The 17,218-nt window shown below is 30.5% G+C and carries 16 protein-coding genes; all 16 read left to right on the top strand.

Annotation, left to right across the window (positions count from 1 at the left end; genetic code table 11):
- The first annotated feature begins 97 nt into the window (after nucleotides 1-97).
- The 16 genes from E7274_RS02640 (at nucleotide 98) to E7274_RS02565 (ending at nucleotide 17,193) form a co-directional block, all read left to right on the top strand.
- Nucleotides 98-1,303 carry a hypothetical protein gene (locus tag E7274_RS02640; RefSeq protein ID WP_304173497.1) on the top strand — a complete coding sequence of 402 codons (1,206 nt, stop codon included), beginning with the start codon at nucleotides 98-100 and terminating at the stop codon, nucleotides 1,301-1,303.
- Nucleotides 1,293-2,042: a glycosyltransferase family 32 protein gene (locus tag E7274_RS02635; RefSeq protein WP_304173495.1), complete on the top strand. Its 750-nt coding sequence runs from the start codon at nucleotides 1,293-1,295 to the stop codon at nucleotides 2,040-2,042. Before E7274_RS02640 ends, E7274_RS02635 begins: the two co-directional genes overlap by 11 nt.
- A gap of 14 nt (nucleotides 2,043-2,056) precedes the next feature.
- On the top strand, nucleotides 2,057-2,956 hold the full coding sequence (locus tag E7274_RS02630) for a glycosyltransferase family A protein (protein WP_304173493.1): 900 nt from the start codon (nucleotides 2,057-2,059) through the stop codon (nucleotides 2,954-2,956).
- Entirely contained in the window at nucleotides 2,956-3,852 is an 897-nt protein-coding gene (locus E7274_RS02625; RefSeq protein WP_304173491.1) for a hypothetical protein, read from the top strand. Before E7274_RS02630 ends, E7274_RS02625 begins: the two co-directional genes overlap by 1 nt.
- A 12-nt stretch (nucleotides 3,853-3,864) precedes the next feature.
- Entirely contained in the window at nucleotides 3,865-5,316 is a 1,452-nt protein-coding gene (locus tag E7274_RS02620) for a flippase (RefSeq protein WP_304173489.1), read from the top strand.
- 10 nt (nucleotides 5,317-5,326) lie between these two features.
- Nucleotides 5,327-6,067 (top strand): hypothetical protein, encoded by a 741-nt coding sequence (locus E7274_RS02615; protein WP_304173487.1) that lies wholly within the window; start codon nucleotides 5,327-5,329, stop codon nucleotides 6,065-6,067.
- Complete coding sequence (locus E7274_RS02610) at nucleotides 6,060-8,075, top strand: DUF2142 domain-containing protein (protein ID WP_304173485.1); 2,016 nt, start codon at nucleotides 6,060-6,062, stop codon at nucleotides 8,073-8,075. The genes E7274_RS02615 and E7274_RS02610 overlap by 8 nt, the downstream gene beginning before the upstream one ends.
- A gap of 39 nt (nucleotides 8,076-8,114) precedes the next feature.
- Nucleotides 8,115-8,831 carry a glycosyltransferase family 2 protein gene (locus E7274_RS02605; protein WP_304173483.1) on the top strand — a complete coding sequence of 239 codons (717 nt, stop codon included), beginning with the start codon at nucleotides 8,115-8,117 and terminating at the stop codon, nucleotides 8,829-8,831.
- Nucleotides 8,813-9,169, top strand: coding sequence for a DUF2304 domain-containing protein (locus E7274_RS02600; protein ID WP_304173481.1), 357 nt, complete (start codon nucleotides 8,813-8,815; stop codon nucleotides 9,167-9,169). Before E7274_RS02605 ends, E7274_RS02600 begins: the two co-directional genes overlap by 19 nt.
- Nucleotides 9,159-10,448, top strand: coding sequence for a hypothetical protein (locus tag E7274_RS02595; RefSeq protein WP_304173479.1), 1,290 nt, complete (start codon nucleotides 9,159-9,161; stop codon nucleotides 10,446-10,448). The genes E7274_RS02600 and E7274_RS02595 overlap by 11 nt, the downstream gene beginning before the upstream one ends.
- Nucleotides 10,449-10,469: 21 nt before the next feature.
- Complete coding sequence (locus E7274_RS02590) at nucleotides 10,470-11,255, top strand: glycosyltransferase (protein WP_304173478.1); 786 nt, start codon at nucleotides 10,470-10,472, stop codon at nucleotides 11,253-11,255.
- Between the two features lie 31 nt (nucleotides 11,256-11,286).
- Nucleotides 11,287-12,210: a glycosyltransferase family 2 protein gene (locus E7274_RS02585; RefSeq protein ID WP_304173476.1), complete on the top strand. Its 924-nt coding sequence runs from the start codon at nucleotides 11,287-11,289 to the stop codon at nucleotides 12,208-12,210.
- Nucleotides 12,211-12,217: 7 nt separating this feature from the next.
- The gene (locus tag E7274_RS02580) at nucleotides 12,218-13,207 is read left to right on the top strand and encodes a glycosyltransferase family 2 protein (RefSeq protein ID WP_304173474.1); all 990 of its coding nucleotides are present in this window, start codon (nucleotides 12,218-12,220) and stop codon (nucleotides 13,205-13,207) included.
- Nucleotides 13,208-13,219: 12 nt separating this feature from the next.
- Nucleotides 13,220-14,011, top strand: coding sequence for a DUF4422 domain-containing protein (locus E7274_RS02575; protein ID WP_304173472.1), 792 nt, complete (start codon nucleotides 13,220-13,222; stop codon nucleotides 14,009-14,011).
- Nucleotides 14,008-15,240 carry a hypothetical protein gene (locus E7274_RS02570; RefSeq protein WP_304173471.1) on the top strand — a complete coding sequence of 411 codons (1,233 nt, stop codon included), beginning with the start codon at nucleotides 14,008-14,010 and terminating at the stop codon, nucleotides 15,238-15,240. Before E7274_RS02575 ends, E7274_RS02570 begins: the two co-directional genes overlap by 4 nt.
- A 69-nt stretch (nucleotides 15,241-15,309) precedes the next feature.
- Nucleotides 15,310-17,193: a hypothetical protein gene (locus E7274_RS02565; RefSeq protein ID WP_304173469.1), complete on the top strand. Its 1,884-nt coding sequence runs from the start codon at nucleotides 15,310-15,312 to the stop codon at nucleotides 17,191-17,193.
- Nucleotides 17,194-17,218: the final 25 nt, after the last annotated feature.

Here is a 17,218-nt window from a genome sequence, read left to right as displayed (position 1 = left end):
ATCACGAGATAACATACCAAGAATTGAAGCTTAAGAATAACGCAGTTAGATAGAAAGTGAAATAATGATACATAGTATATTGGAGATAAAAGAGAGCATGAATGCTATAAATCGTAAGATTGACTGGATGTTTATAATTAGTGCGATATTGCTGTTTGTATATGCATTTTCATATCCGGTGTTGAAGTTGTGGATGTTTTGTCTGTTTGGCGGAGTATTTGTCATTTTCAATATAATTAAACAAAAAAGAGTTGTAATTGATAATCAGGTCATGTTATTAGTTATGGCAATGATTCTTATAGCAGCACATGATGCACAGTATCAGCTAGAAGGTGAAGTATACAAATTCTTGGCACCAATAGTAGCATATATGTTAGGTTCATTTTGGTTAGGGAAAGATGATTTAACAGATAAAAAAATAGTCACTGGAGTGATGATGTTAAGTTGTGGCATGTATTTACAGGCTGCAATAGATATGTTGTTTGCATATCGAGAGCTTGCTAATGGTGAATTGGCTTCTGGTTGGACAGGTATCTTTAACATCTTCATGGCAAGAACAGCATATATGTCCAATTATCTTATGTTTTTGGGAGTATTCTTTTATTTTTTAGTAAAAAATAGGGAGCAAAAGGATAAGTGTAATTTGCGTAAGTTCATTATTGTATCCGTCATGGTAGCTCTTTCAATAATAAATTCTTTATTAGTTAGAGGAAGAATGGTTATTCTAGACTTTATCCTTACATTTATACTGCTGACTATAATTTATATTGTTGAGAATAGAAACGATTATATAAAAGCTATTACAAAAAAACGCATATTAATAGGAGCAGGAGTTGTATGTGTAGCAGTTTTATTGCTTATCATATGCAAAATAATACTCTCTTCTAATGAAGATTTATTTTTAAATAGAGATGGTGGAATACTTCACAACATTCGATTCCAGGTCGCATTACAAGGCTTGCAATTACTAATTGCTAATCCAAATGGTGGGTTTATAACTACTATAGATCCAGATATAACAACAACACATAATATGTGGCTTGAATACGGTAGAGAATTTGGATTAGGAGTATTTATTATATTAGTATTCCATAATCTACTAGTTTTAAAAGACATTGTAATATGCTTTAGTAAGAAAATAGGAAGTGTGAAATATTTAATTATTGGTGCATTTATTTCTTTGAATGTGTTCTTTTGGTTTGAGCCAATTCAAAGTATAAGTGATAGTTCACAAATATGGATTTTTTCATTATTTCTTGCAGGAATGTTACACCAGAAAGTAAAGAAAGATTATGATTCCTAAAATAATACATTATTGTTGGTTTGGTAGAAATGAAAAAAGTGGATTAGTTAAGGCTTGTATTGAAAGTTGGAAGAAGTACTTGCCTGACTATGAAATAATAGAGTGGAACGAGGATAATTTCGATGTAAACATATGCCAGTACACAAAAGAAGCATATGAAGCCGGAAAGTGGGCTTTTGTTTCTGATTATGCAAGGCTTTATGCTTTACAGCAGATGGGTGGCGTTTACTTTGATACAGATATTGAAGCTCTAAAACCCATCGATGAATTTCTTGCCAACAAAGCCTTTACAGGATTTGAAGTAAAGGATTGCATTGTTACAGCAGTGCTCGGCTTTGAAAAGAATCATCCACTGCTAGGCGAGCTGATAGAAACATACAACCATATGCCATTTATTAATGATGATGGCAGCCTAAATATGACCACAAATGTTACGCTCATTTCTAATAAGCTAAAGGAAATGGGAATGATTTCAAATGGCAAGGAACAATTGGTAGGGGATTTAAAGATATACCCACAGATATATTTTTGCCCAAACAATTTTTCAAGACTATGGAATAAGCCGTCTAAAAAGAGCTATGTGATTCATCATTTTGATTGCAGCTGGCGCGCAAGCTCAACCAATAATAGCTCACTCAAAGGAAGAATACGCAGATATTTGGTTGGTTCTATGCGAAACACATTCGGCTCAGAAAATTTTGCATCGTTCAGAGATTTAATAAAAGGAAAAAATAATTAGCACAGGAAAATAAAATGCCTTTATTAACAGTTTATACACCTACATACAACAGAGAAAAGCTATTGCCAAGAGTATATGAGTCTTTATTAAAGCAGACCAATCATGACTTCGTTTGGCAGGTAATAGATGATGGTTCTACTGACGGCACTAAAGAGTTAGTGCAGGGATGGATGAACCAATCACCATTTGAGGTAAGATATTATTACAAGAATAATGGTGGTATCCACACAGCTAGAGATACAGCATATCGCATATGCGATACAGAACTTATTTTTGGTGTGGATTCAGATGATTGGCTAGTAGATGATGCAGTTGAAAAGATATTACGCTGCTGGGGAGAATATGGAAACGAAGATTGTGTTGGTATTTTCGCCAAAAGTATGTATGAAGATGGTACTTTAATTTCATCGGAATTTCCTGCTGATATTCATACAGCTACATACCAAGAGTTTAAATACAAATATAAAATTGGTGGCGATCTGGTAAATGTATTTAATAATAGATACATGAAGGCAACGTTAGATGCACCAGTTTACCCAGGGGAAAAGCTTGTTGGTGAAGATTACAAGACCATTCAGTTGCCAGACAAGCCATTAATAATGTTAGCAGAGCCTTTAATGATAAAGGAATACCAGACAGACGGATACACAGCTGATGTTTACAACTGTATGTTTAATAACCCTAGGGGGTTCAGGGAAGACTATAGACAGCACATTATTCACGGCAAGTTTTTACAGCCACTAATAAGAGGTTATATAGGGTATATTTCCTGCTGTATATTAATAAAAGATGGAACAATGTTTAAAAATGTTCCAAGTAGATTAATGATGATTCTGATGGCGCCAGTTGGTGCAGCAGGATATATAGCATTACAGCAAAGAAGAAAAAAGGCAAATAAATCAAGGATAAGCTAATGCAAGATAAACTAATAGATAAAAATAAAATAATAGTGCTTACAGAGACAGTAAAAGAAGCAGATCCAATGTTTAATGCATGGATTGATTCTGGTTTACATGCAGATATTTTATTTGCTCCAGTTACAAGCAAGTTTGGCAGAGCTGCCAGAAGGCTTTGGTTGAATGGTATTTTGCCAGGAGCAAGCATGTGGTATGGAGCCTGGAAAAACACTGTAGTAAATTATGATACTGTAATTGTTCATGCCAGTGAACTTACTAGAACAATTCCTAAATGGATTCGTGCTCAAAAGCAAGATATTAGAATAATATACTGGTATTGGAATCCGGTTAATGAGAAAAGCTTGCCACAACTTATTGATGATAAAAAAACAGAAATTTGGTCTTTTGATTCAGATGATTGTAAGAAATATGGCATGAATCAAAATATCCAGTATTACTATGACTCAAAAGAGTTAGCTGAATCAAATGTGGAATATGATGTATACTTTGTAGGCCATGATAAAGGCAGAAAGGAACAGCTTGATAAACTGGCGAAAGTACTTGAAGCTAATAATATCACTTACCGATTTGATGTTATAGGTGAGAACAAGCCAAACATACCATATGGTGAAATAAGAAAGAGAATTAGTAAAAGTAAAGCCATTTTGGAGATAAATCAGAGTGGGCAGATTGGTTGTACACTTAGAGCGTTAGAAGCTTTATTCTTCCAAAAGAAGTTACTCACAACAAATGGCGCTGTGAAAAACGAAGAGTTTTACAACGAAAACAATATTTATATATTAGATGATAAGTTGGAGGACATTGATAAGTTCATGAATCTTCCATTTACAGATACTACAGATTTAAAGAAGAAACATGATATAGATGCTTGGATCGAGCATTTTTATATGTAATTAGAAACAGTAATGAAGAATTTAAAGAAAAATTTTGTATACAGCCTTTGTTATCAAGTTTTAATAATAATAGCTCCATTGATAACTACCCCTTATATATCCAGAGTTTTAGGCGCAGACAATATTGGTATTTATAGTTACTCAGAGTCAATATTGACTTATTTTAAAATGTTTGCATCATTAGGCTTGGGAACATTTGGACAGAGAGAGCTTTCATATTACAGGGATGACATAGATAAAAGAACAAAGATATTTTGGGAAACAAAACTATTAGAGTTTCTTACTTCTACAATTGTTATAGCAGTGTATATCGTATTTGCAGCTAATCAAAAGAATAGTGCGGTATTCTTTATGCTGATTTTTGGACTTTTAGCTGGAATGGTTGATATTACTTGGTTTTTCTATGGTATGGAGGAAGTAGGAAAAACTGTCGGAAGAAATTTTGTTTTCAAACTGATTGGAATTGCATATATTTTTATCTTTGTAAAGGATGCAAATGGATTATTAATATATGCATTTGGAAATATGTTCTTTATGTTTTTAGGTAATGCATCATTGTGGTTGTTCATGCCTAAATATATTAAATTACCAGATTTAAAGAATATCCATCCAATGAATAATATCAAAACAAGTACAGCACTGTTTTTACCAACGATTGCAAGTCAGATTTTTATGTCATTGGATAAAACAATGCTTGGAGCCATAGCTGATAATTCTTTTGAAAATGGATATTATGAGCAAGCGACCAAGGTTGTAAGGCTTACATTTACAATAATTAATGCTTTCAGTGTCGTAATGGTTCCAAGAATAGGTTATTATTTTAGTAATAATAAAAAAGATTTAATGGAAGAATATACATATAAGTCATATAAGTTTGTATGGATGATATCTATTCCATTGTGTCTTGGGCTAATTGGAATAGCAAATAATCTTGTGCCTTGGTTCTTTGGTGAAAGTTATGAACCGGTTGTTGGATTGTTGTATATCTTGAGCTTCCTTATTATATTCTTAGGATTAAATACTATCAGTGGTGTGCAGTATTTAGTGCCAACAAAGCGCGAGAATGTATACACAGGAATTATTATTGCCTCTATGCTGAGCAATATGCTTCTTAATGCATTGTTAATAGGTAGATATTATTCTTCCGGTGCAGCAATTGCTTCTGTTGTAGCTGAAGGAATTGGAACAGTCCTATATTTTGTTTATTTAAGACGTGAATTAAAAATATGTAAGATTATTAGTTCAAGCGTTAAGTATTGGATTTCAGGAATAGCAATGCTTTTTGTGATTTCTATTTTATCTAACTACTTTAAAGCAAGTATACTAAATACGGCTATATTGGTGTTGGTAGGAATGAGCACATATTTTATAGTGCTATTACTGTTGCATGACAGTCTTGTGTATGAGATGTTGAGATATATAGAAGGCAAATTAAAAAAATATCTAATCAAGACTAATGAATAAGAGGTAATAAATGATAAACTTACTTTTATGGTATTTTCCATTAATTATCATTATATTGATATTAATATTCTTTATAAGAAAAAGGAATATTGAGTTAAAAAAAAGAACATATGTATTGTTATTTATATCATTTGGAATAATTTCTTTGTTCCCCATAGTAATGGATTTTGTTAAACGAGACTTTCCAGTTTCTTATTTTGAAGATACGATTATTAATAATGCAATCGTTGATGCGAATGAATTGGAAAATGTATGCGAATTAATCACAGGAAATGATGTTGAACAAACCTTTGTGTGCGACAAAAACACTGTTGCTTATATAAGCTTATATATGTTTACCTATGAAAGAAATAATTTAGGTACGATAAGTATTGAACTAATTGATAATACAGATAGCCAGGTAATAGATACGTGGGATATCGATGTTTTGGAAATTGTGGGTAATTCCTATTTAACTCTAGAAGTGAATGATCCTTTTGCGTATGACTTGTATGGTCATGAGTGTTTAATAAAAGTAACATCAGATATCACTGATCCGTACAAGGCGGTAACCATAAAAAAACAAAAAAGAGAATACGATACTACCGAACTAAAAGTGGCTGGTGTTAAACAAGAAGGTAACTTGATTTTTAAGGTAGTCGGATATGGTAGACATATAAGTAAAGAATGGACAAGGATTGCTTTGGCGATAATGATATTAATTCTTGTTGAATTAGTATTTTATTATAATTGCAGGAGAAAACATGTATAGTAAGTGTTTAGGTTGGTTGAAAAAGTATAAATCATTGATTGTTGTAAATATAGTATTCTTATGTCTTGTTGGATTATTTTATATAGTTCACGGACTTAATCCTATAAAACATTATTATGTTGAAAAAACTCAAAATGATTATGATTTTTATATGCCAATTTACAGTGGAATAGTATTGATTCAACCTTTTGAGTGCAATATAGATAATATTGATACGATAGATTTACCAATATCTGCATCTGATTGGAATTATGATGGTGACTTCGTCGTATCCATTGCAAACGAGGATGGGACATATGCACAAACATGGAATATGTCTAAAGCAGATTTATCGGAAAGAACCGGCTGGGTACAGTTTAATTTAAATACACCACTTTCAAGAGGAAGTACGTATGACATATTTGTGCAGGCGCCTAATTTGGAAAAAGAGAATTGTATAGAAATAAGGATGACTGGTGCGCAAGATTTAATAAACAGGGATAATAGCATTACATTTATTGAATGTACATATAATAGTCCACTTGAAGGCTATGTGGCACTTTCATTATCTAAAGCACATACAAATATATTTGCTGTTATATCGTTAAGTTTGTTATTGGTATTAATCAATATATGCTGGTTTTGCAGAAATAAAAATATTGAGCGATACGGCATCTTTATAGTTGGTATAATGGGGACTATAGTTCTATTGATGGTTTCACCAGGGGCTGTCAATGATGATGATTATCATTATTATTCAAGTTTGATGCTTTCCAATATTATTATGGGAAAAAGTAATGTTATTGAAATTGAAGGAGAGTATCGTTATAAGTTAGACAATGATAGCAACTCAAATGAGAATTATTGTCTTTTAATAGATGAAGTATTTGACTTTAGTGATATTGACAAGTCTATGAGTACTATATTGGTGGGGGAAAGAACGGCAGGTACATGGTTAAATACATTGATTTATCCAATTAGTCATTTAATACCAGCTATAGGGATAACTATTGGAAGAATGTTGTCTTTAAACTTTATACAGACATATACATTGGCAAGAATTTTTGTTTTTATAACTTATTTATTAGCATGTAAATATGTATTGGAGGTATTGCCTTATAAAAGGGAATTGGCAGTAATCTTAATGATTAATCCAATGCTCCTACAACAGGTGACATCGTTAAATTATGATGCAGTAATTATTATACTATCGTTAATATTTACAGCTTACATTATGAAGGTGGCTGTAGATAAAAGACCACTAACATGGAGTGCTATAATACTACTTATTATTTTGATATGCTTATTTGGTCCAATAAAAGCAGTATATTATGTACATTTATTATTGTTTTTTATTATACCTAATGAATGCTTTGAAAACATAAAAGATAGAGTATTTAAAACACTATCATTTATACTCTCGGTTCCGATTATTAATATAATAGTTAACAAAGCATACACATATGTTGAAGGAAAATCAGCTATAGTTACTACAGCAGATTCTGGATCAGTAAATGCAAATAATTTTGTGACAGCGGTTAAATCATTAAAGACATATTATGGTATTAGTGATGTAATTAGCAATCCTATAGAATCAGTTAGAATTGTGGTTAATACAATAGAAGCAAACATAACAACATATATAAAAGAATTGTTTGGTTCTAAAATGGCTGTAACATCAAATATGCCGGAATATCTAATTATATGCATAATAGTATTAACAATTATGGCAGTATACATAAAAACAGATGATGAAATTATATGTCTTAAAATGTATACCCGTATAATATTATTAGCAGTTGCATTAATTGAAATAGGGCTAATAATAGGTGCAGGATTTTTGATGACAACCTACGGGGAAAAAGTATTAACAGGAATCCAAGGTAGATATTTCATACCTTGTTTATTGCCTTTCTTTTATGCAATAGTTGGTTCAAAAAATACTCTTCCTATAAGAAAATCGGTATTATTCTATGGATTTTGTTATATTTATGTTGGAATCATTTTCAATATAAATATGGTTTTATAACTGTATCAAAAGAAAGAGTAAATATAAAGCTAAGAAAAAATGAAAAAATTAATTATTATACCAGCATATAATGAAGAACTTAATATAGCATCAACGGTACAACGGGCACATGAGCTATCTCCAGATTACGATGTAATAGTAATAAATGATGCATCGTTAGATCATACAAGAGAGGTATGTGAGAATAATAACATTCCGCATTTGAACTTGCCAATAAATTTAGGTATTGGTGGTGCTGTTCAGACGGGATATAGATTTGCTTCAAGACATGGATATGATATTGCCGTGCAGGTAGATGCAGATGGGCAGCACAACCCGGAGTTTTTAAAGGAGATGGAAAATAAACTAGCTGAAGAAGACGCTGATATGATTATAGGTTCAAGATTTTTGGAAAATGAAGGCTTTCAGTCTAGTTTTATGAGAAGAATAGGCATCAACTATTTTTCAGGTCTTATTAGAATTCTTACAGGGCAACGAATAACAGATCCTACATCTGGATTAAGAATGGTAGGTAAAAGAGCTATTAAATTGTTTTCTCAGGATTATCCAAGCGATTATCCAGAACCTGAAACTGATGTTCAATTGGTGGCTAGGGGATATAAAGTGATTGAGATACCTGTTATTATGAATGAAAGACAAGGAGGGGAATCATCAATTAATGCACGAAAATCAGTGTATTATATGATTAAAGTAACCTTAGCTATATTTGTTGAAGTTTCAAGAGGAAAAGGATTTATATGGAAACGACAAGATTAAAGATATTTATATTTATTGTACTTGTAATTGCGTTGCTTGGAATTCTTAAATTTATTCAAAAAAAAGAACTCCAGTTAAAATATGCATTAATATGGATATTTGTTGACATATTAATGATTATTGCTGTTTTAATACCTGGCTTTTTAATGCACCTTGCAAATTTGTTGGGGGTATATAGCGTAACAAATATGCTCTTTTTCTTAGGTATAATGTTTACCTTAGCTATCATTTTTTCTTTGACAGTAGCACTTTCAAGAGCATCAGAACGTGTTAGAAAATTATCACAACAAATAGCATTAAATGAGTACGAAAAAAAGGATGATGATAATGAAGATTGATAAAATAAAGTCCGTAATAGTGATTTTGATTTATACCGCAGTTCTGGTAATAGAAAGAATTCCGTGGCCATACACTTCAGATGATGCGGTATTTGTTGAAGAAATGAATCAAGGGGTTACTTTAAAAGATTTTTTTATAGGACGATTTTGGTCAATTGGCAAAATATTTACAGACTCTTTAGCAGATGCATTTATAAGAATACCTTTATGGTTATGGAAAATTTTTGACATATGTATATGGGTATTTATTGCGTTACTTTTGGTTAAGCTGTTCACCAAATCAAAACCGGCAGACTATATGCTAACATGTATTCTAATGTTAATGATTCCGAGAGACTATTTATCTAGCGCGGGATTTATATGTACTCAGACTAATTATGTATACACATCTTTTTGTATACTATTAGTTTTCTATTTATATAAAAGATCCATTATCTTCAATGAAAATATGAATTGGCATTATCTATGCATCATTCCGAGTATATTTTACGCAACAAATCAAGATCAAGGCGGAATAACAATGGTTTTGTGCGCCATATTATTGACATATGTTGTTATAAAATACAATAAAAATAGGATGATGATTAAAAATGCAATCATTATTACATGTATTAGTTTTGTTGGTGAAATATTTACATTTTTTATACCAGGTCACTTGGCAAGAATGCATAGTAAATCTGAAATGTATGCCTATTTGCCACAATATGAAAACTGGGGATTGGCTACAAAGTTGTTCCACGGATATTCAACAACTGTAGTAACACTGCTATTTACGGGAGTCTCACTATTCTACATGTATTTGATTTTACTTGCATACTTAAGCATAAGATCAAATAAATTGCATTTTATGATATTAGCATTTGAACCAATTTTATTAGTTTATTTAGTAAAGTTATGTGGTATTGATAAAGTAGCATATACAGAGGATTATATGTATGGTTTTTATGATTTGGTTAGTCCAAGAGAAAACATTTATGCCACGTTAATTTTTATCATAACAATTGTTACGGTAATGATAATTTTTTATTTAACATGGAAATTACCAGAGAAAATTAAAGATAAAATTGTTCTAACTGGAATGTTGACTATTGCAGTGTTAGGAAGAGGAGTTATGGGGCTTTCAGCCACGATATATGCATCTTCTTTCAGAACGTTTATATACTTATTGTTTATAATTATTGCATTATGCTTAAAGCTTTCATGTATTATTAAAAAGCAAAATGAAGATAATAATACATCAATAGCGATAACGGCAATAGCAGCACTTCTTGCAAAATAAAGTAATAGAAAGATTATAAAGATGAATAAACATACATTTGTTATATGCGCTTATGGTGAGAGTCAATTTTTAGAAGAATGCATAACTTCGGTTTTAAATCAGACCGAAAAAAGTAATGTAATATTAGCCACATCGACACCTAATGAGCATATAAATGATTTATGCAAAAAAAATAATATACCTTTATTTATAAATGATGGTGAAACTGGAATAACCCAAGATTGGATGTATGCTATAAGTTGTGCAAAAACACCTTTAGTTACAATTGCACATCAGGATGATATTTATTTTGAAAACTATGCAAAAAAAGCAGTGGAAGCATTTGAAGAATCCAGTAAACCACTTATATTTTTTACTGATTATTGGGAGATTAGGAATGATATATATGTAAAGAGTAATAAGCTCTTAAATATAAAACGTGTAATGCTATTACCACTTCGGATTAAAGCTCTGCAAGGTTCTAAATGGGTTAGACGAAGAATTCTATCATTAGGTTCACCTATATGCTGTCCTTCCGTTTCATATGCAGTTGATAATTTACCAAGTCCGTTATTCTTAAATCATTTTCGAACTAATGAGGACTGGGAAGCTTGGGAGAGATATTCATGGTTAGAAGGTGATTTTCTATATTGCAAAGAACCATTGATGGCCCATAGAATACATGCAGATTCTGAAACAACAGCCACAATCCAGGAAACTGGTCGTAGTGCAGAAGATTATGAGATGTATAGAAAATTTTGGCCAGAGAAGATTGCAAAGTTCCTAGTTAAAAAATATAAGGAAAGTGAAAAATCAAATCAATTATAGAGAGAGTAAAACAAAGAGGATATGTTTACCTATGGAAAATGTAGCCATAATAATGTGCACATATAATGGCGAAAAATATATAGCCGAACAGATTGAATCAATAATGAATAACACATATAAAGATTTTGTATTGCATATATGTGATGATTGTTCTATTGATAAAACAATAGCTATAGCTGAAAAGTATAGAGAGTTCTATCCTAGCAAGATTATAATTCATGAAAATAAAGAAAATATGAAGGTTGTAAAAAATTTTCTTTATTGGACAAAGGCTATAGATGCCAAGTATTATATGTTTTGCGATCAGGATGATTATTGGAAACCAGAGAAAATAAAAAAAAGTCTAGATATTATAAAGAATGCAGAATTAAAAGCTGGTAACAACATGGCTATAGCGGCTTTTTCCGATGCTGAAATAGTAGATGAAAAACTAGATTTGCTCTATCCGTCATTTCAAAAGAACGAAAGGCTAAATTCAGAGGCTTTATCTTTTGAACAAATCTTAATGGAAAACAAATTACTAGGTTGTTCCGTTATTTTTAACAAATCTACAAAAGATTATCTTAAAGATTATTCATCAGAAATACGTATGCATGATTGGTGGATTGGGCTTATTGCGTCGGCATTTGGTAAAGTTATTTATATAGATGAGCCATTACTAAAGTATAGGCAACACGGAAATAATGCAGTGGGAAGCATAAGTTTGTGGAAGTATGTTTTACAAAATGTGAACAATTTAGATAATCAACGTCAAATGTTATATGCGATTTTTAAACAAGGTAGTTTCTTTTTGAACCAGTACAACGATTTATTGGACAAAGATAGAGTTGAGTATTTGAATATTTTTTCAACAATAGAAGAACAATCATTTTTTATGAGGAAGTATTTGTTTGTTAAAAACAAATATCGAAAGACTGGGTTAATAAAAAATATAGGAATGTTTTTATTGGTGTAAGTGGATTATGGATGATTTAGTTAGTGTTATAGTGCCTTTTTATAATGCTGAAAAGTATTTAGATAGGTGTATACATAGTATCTTGGAGCAATCATATAAAAATATAGAGTTGATTTTGGTAAATGATGGGTCAACTGATTCTTCTAGAAATATTTGTGAGAGATTTAAAAACGAGAGTGTTTTTATAATAAACCAACAAAATGCAGGAGCTGCGGCTGCTAGAAACAATGGTATCAAGTCGGCAAATGGAAAATTTATAGTGTTTGTTGATGCGGATGATTGGTTAGATTGTAATCATATTGAATCTTTAATTAATGCACATGATCAAGATGGACAAATAGTGATATGTGGATATAAAGAAATCTATGAGAATTCTGTAGTAAATAAAAAGCCCTCAAATCGCAAATATTATTACAATCAATTTTATAAAATAATAGATAAATGGGGGGTGGACCCTGTGGTTGGTTCGCCATGCAATAAATTATTTGAAAAAGATATTATAAATAGCAATAACATTAGTTATCCAGTAGGACGTATGTATGCGGAGGACTTTTCGTTTATATTAGAAGTTTTCAAATATACCGAGACAATTAAAACTATTGGATCGTGTACATATAACTATAATAGGCTCACGGAGAATTCTTTATCGAAAATTAATTTTATTAATTTGAAAAGATGGTGGGAAGAAGAGAAGACAGTATATGAACAAATGAAGGAATGCAAATATTTAAAGAATAATGAAAATGTTATTAATAGAATATTTGGATATATGATTGGCTCAAATTTTGTCTTTCAAATAAGGCGTAATGCCATAGATGCTGATTTTTTAAAAGAAATAGACTGTAATTATAGAATAGTAGTTAAAAATACCTGCCGAGTGAATTCCACCTGGAAAATGAATATAGTTTATTATGTTGAAAGAATGTATTTTTTAACAAGAAACGCTACATTAAAGAGTGGGTTGGAAATATTGTTAAATATAATATGTAAAAAATGAGAAAAGATAATAATGAGTGATTTAAAAATATATATATCTACATTTGGCATACCATTAAAGAAAAAGTGGGAAGGTATTCCAATAGAGGTCGGAGCAGATTTAAGAGATAATTATATATATAATCTGAAAGATTCTACAGGAGATTCTATTTCAAAAGAAAACCCATATATGGCAGAAATGACGGGATTATATTGGATATGGAAAAATGTAAAACTAAACGATTGTGATATAGTGGGATTTTATCATTACAATAAGCGGTTAAGAATATCGTCATCAAAAATAAAAAAATTATTCAAAAAGAATCAATATGAAAGATTGTGGATAGTAAAAAAAGGAGTAAAGGCAATAGCACATGATTATCCTGATGATATTGATGTCATAAAAGAGATACTATATGAGAAATATCCTCGATACTATAAATCATGGGTGAATTTATATAATTGTGATGGTTCTTCTGATTTGAGAGTATGTAATGCAGCAAATATGTTTGTTACGAGTAAAGAAGAATTTGAAAAATATTGTGATTGGATTTTTCCAATAATGTTTGAATTAAAAAAACGTGTTGGTGATGTTGAAGAAAGAGAAAAGTATCATAAAAGATACTGTGCGTTTATAGCAGAAAGGCTATTAAGTGTTTATATAAAAACACAGAATTGTAAAAAAATAGAAGTGGAAATAGATTATGGTGAGAATTATTTTAGATATATTATGCGTGTATTAGTATCAATGTTACCGGATAGAATACTTAAAAAGATTCCGTTTCAGAATAAGGGAAAATCATCATATAGATTGGAAGAAGAATGAAGATACTATTTATATTTGAAGCACAAAAAAATAGTGCAAATGCTAATATAACGAAATTGATTGCAAGCCAGTTAAAAAGAATGAATCACATAGTTGATGCGGGATATTTTCTAAATGTAACAAATGATGTTGCAGATAATGATAATATCTTCAACAAGAAATTTATAGTTCAAGATAATAGAACGCAAAAGTTTATATTGCAAAGAGAAACAATAGATTGGTTAAGTATGGACTCAATCACTAAGATTATGTACTGCATACATTATCCTAACTATATGGTTAATTACCTGATATATTCATTAGGAAGTTTTGCTTTGAAAAAAAAATGGATTAGAAGAATAGAGCAGTTCTGCAAAAGCGAAAATATAGATGTAGTAATAGGAGTATCATTCCCATTTGATATTTCGCGTTTAGTTTCGCAAGTACGTGGTGTGAAGTACAAATGTCTTATTAGCTTAGATCCATATGCTTATAATTCTATGCTCCCTAAAAAGAAAAAAAATAAGAGGTTAATCGATGAAAAAGATGTTATAGAAAGATGTTTTAGGGTCTTTACTACGGATTTGATAAAAATGGACTTGATAAAAAATGAAGAAATGAAAAAACTATCAGATAGAATAGTTACAATAGAATTCCCTCTTATAAATGATGAAAGTAGAGTAAATAAGAAAACTGATAAAAGAATAATATCTAATAAACAAGGTGAAATTGCTTTTCTTCACCCAGGAACATTTTATCCAGATATTCGGAATCCGGAAAAATTAGTGAGGTTATTTGAAAAGCTACCTGACAATTATATGTTGTATGTTGCCGGCCATAATTCATATGAAATATTAAAATACTCAAATAAAATAAACAATCGAGTGATTGATCTTGGCTGCTTAGATAAAACTCAAATACAACAAGCGATGCAAGAGGCCGATTTTTTAATTTGTTACAATAATACAACATATAATCAGGTGCCAAGTAAATTATTTGATTGTATAAATACTGGAAAGCCTATATTGAATTTGTGTCAGATTCATAATTGTCCAACACTAAAATATGTAGAAAATTATGAGTATTCATATACATTATATACTGATACATATAGTGATTATCTTTGCGATTTTTGCAAGTTTGTCGAAACAAAAAAAGGATTGATATGTGATAAAAGTGATATTTTGAAACTATTTGAGCAGTGTACTATAAAATTTGTGACGGAAATAATAGAGAAGGAATTGGTTTAGTATATATGTTTAAATATGATTGCTTTTAATGATTAGTTATTACGCGGATATAAGTTAAGGAAACAAAGAGTGAATAGAAATTTTTTTAGAAATATTAAAAATAGCATAGCACTTAATGAAAGATACGATTATTTATTACTAGGAGCTGTTATTATTATATGGACAATAGTTTTGTTTTTATTAACAGGTTTTAGATCTCGTATATCTACATATGGAGATGAATTATTATATTATGCATATGCTAAGGGAATATGGAGTGGAACTATTTCACTAAACGGAGTTTTTTATCAATTTAAAAAAATTATGTATCCAATGTTAATATCTCCAGCCTTTTTTATTGATGATGTTGTTCTAAGGGTTCTCGTAGTAAATGTAATTAATTGCTTCATTATGTCTACTTCGAGTATATTGATTTATGCTATAGCAAAAGAATTAAATGTTGCTAGAAATTATAGATGGTACATAGTTTTAATAATTATGGTTTTTCCAGATATGGTGTTTGCTGGGACATTCATGAGCGAGGTTTTATATTTTCCGCTATCTTTACTTACCTATTATTTGGCAATCGTGTCTTTCAAACAGTCGAGCATAAAAATCTATATATTGTTTTCAATTGTGTCATTCTTACTATATATGTGTAAAGAGGTGGGAATTTGTGTTCTCTTGGCATGGATAGGGGCACAGATATTTGATATTTGTTATATTCATTTAATGAAATTAGGGGAAAACCGAAGTATTCGAAAAAGATGCATATTTATAATAATAAGCGTGGCAGTATATGTGTTATTAAACATATTATTTAATGATTTATTTACGAAATTATTGGTTGGGAGTTACACAGAGCGACCAAGTGATTTTGTCACTTATAATGCGGCAGTTGGTACAGGCGTAGATGTGTTTGGAAATAGAATAGGATATTTCTTATATAGCTATATTTATTACTTATTATCGGTACTTTTAGCAGTGGGTATTGTGTTTTTAATACGTCCATTGTTGTGCTGGAAATCGATGGACAAAGAGGCAAAACTGGCATTGTTGTTTGCGATTTTGTTAATAGTTGGTGAAACATTTGTTATATGTTTAACTATTACTGTAAAAGAGGATTACGGTAAGACAATTCCAAGACAGCATCTAAGATACTTGATATCATGTGTGGGGTTATTATTACCGATAACATTTTATACTTTTGATAAAAGAAAGACTTTTCCAATTGATAAAAATAAAGAAAGATTTATTTATTTTGCAATTATAGTTGGCATAGCCTTGATATACAAGGGGATAGATCATGCCGCTACAGAATGCTTCTCATTAAATTATTTAGAAGCATTTCAATATGTTATAAATCCTTTGAAGGAACCATTTATAAAGATAACAAACATTATTCAAATATATCCGGAAGTAATAGTTACTGTAGTAATATATTCTGTAGGTATTTGTGTATACTTAAGACAAAAAGATAATATGAGAGTTAACATTGTATTTGGGCTGATGCTATTTCTCCAAACCTTTAATTTTGTGATGGGGATTTATACAATCCATGCATGCAATAAAACTGACTTTTCTCGAATTAGTGATATAGTAGAAATCAATGAATATATTGAAGATAATAAATTAGATTCAAGTATTGTTATGTATCTGACAAGTGATAAGGGTGGAGAAGAAGCAGGAGCGCTTAATACATATTTAATAACTGATAATCTAATAGCGCTTGAATATAAATATTTGGATGAAATAGTAGAAGACAAGCAGAATGAAATAAAATGGGATGAATTAAATTTGAGAGAACCAATTTATGGTTCTATATACACGGTCGATACTGTTGATTATTACATTACTGACGAAGAAATTGATGAAATGATAGATAATATCGATTTTGTTCTACAAACAAAAAATGGAAAATATTATTTATATAGTAATAATATTGATACTGTGTTATCGATTAAAAGTGAATGATAAGGATTGTTTTTAAGATATTTGA

The sequence above is a fragment of the Pseudobutyrivibrio ruminis genome, assembly GCF_015057245.1.
Classification (GTDB): domain Bacteria; phylum Bacillota; class Clostridia; order Lachnospirales; family Lachnospiraceae; genus Pseudobutyrivibrio; species Pseudobutyrivibrio ruminis_E.
Note: the sequence above shows the minus strand (reverse complement) of the source record. Positions and strands in the feature narration are given on the sequence as shown.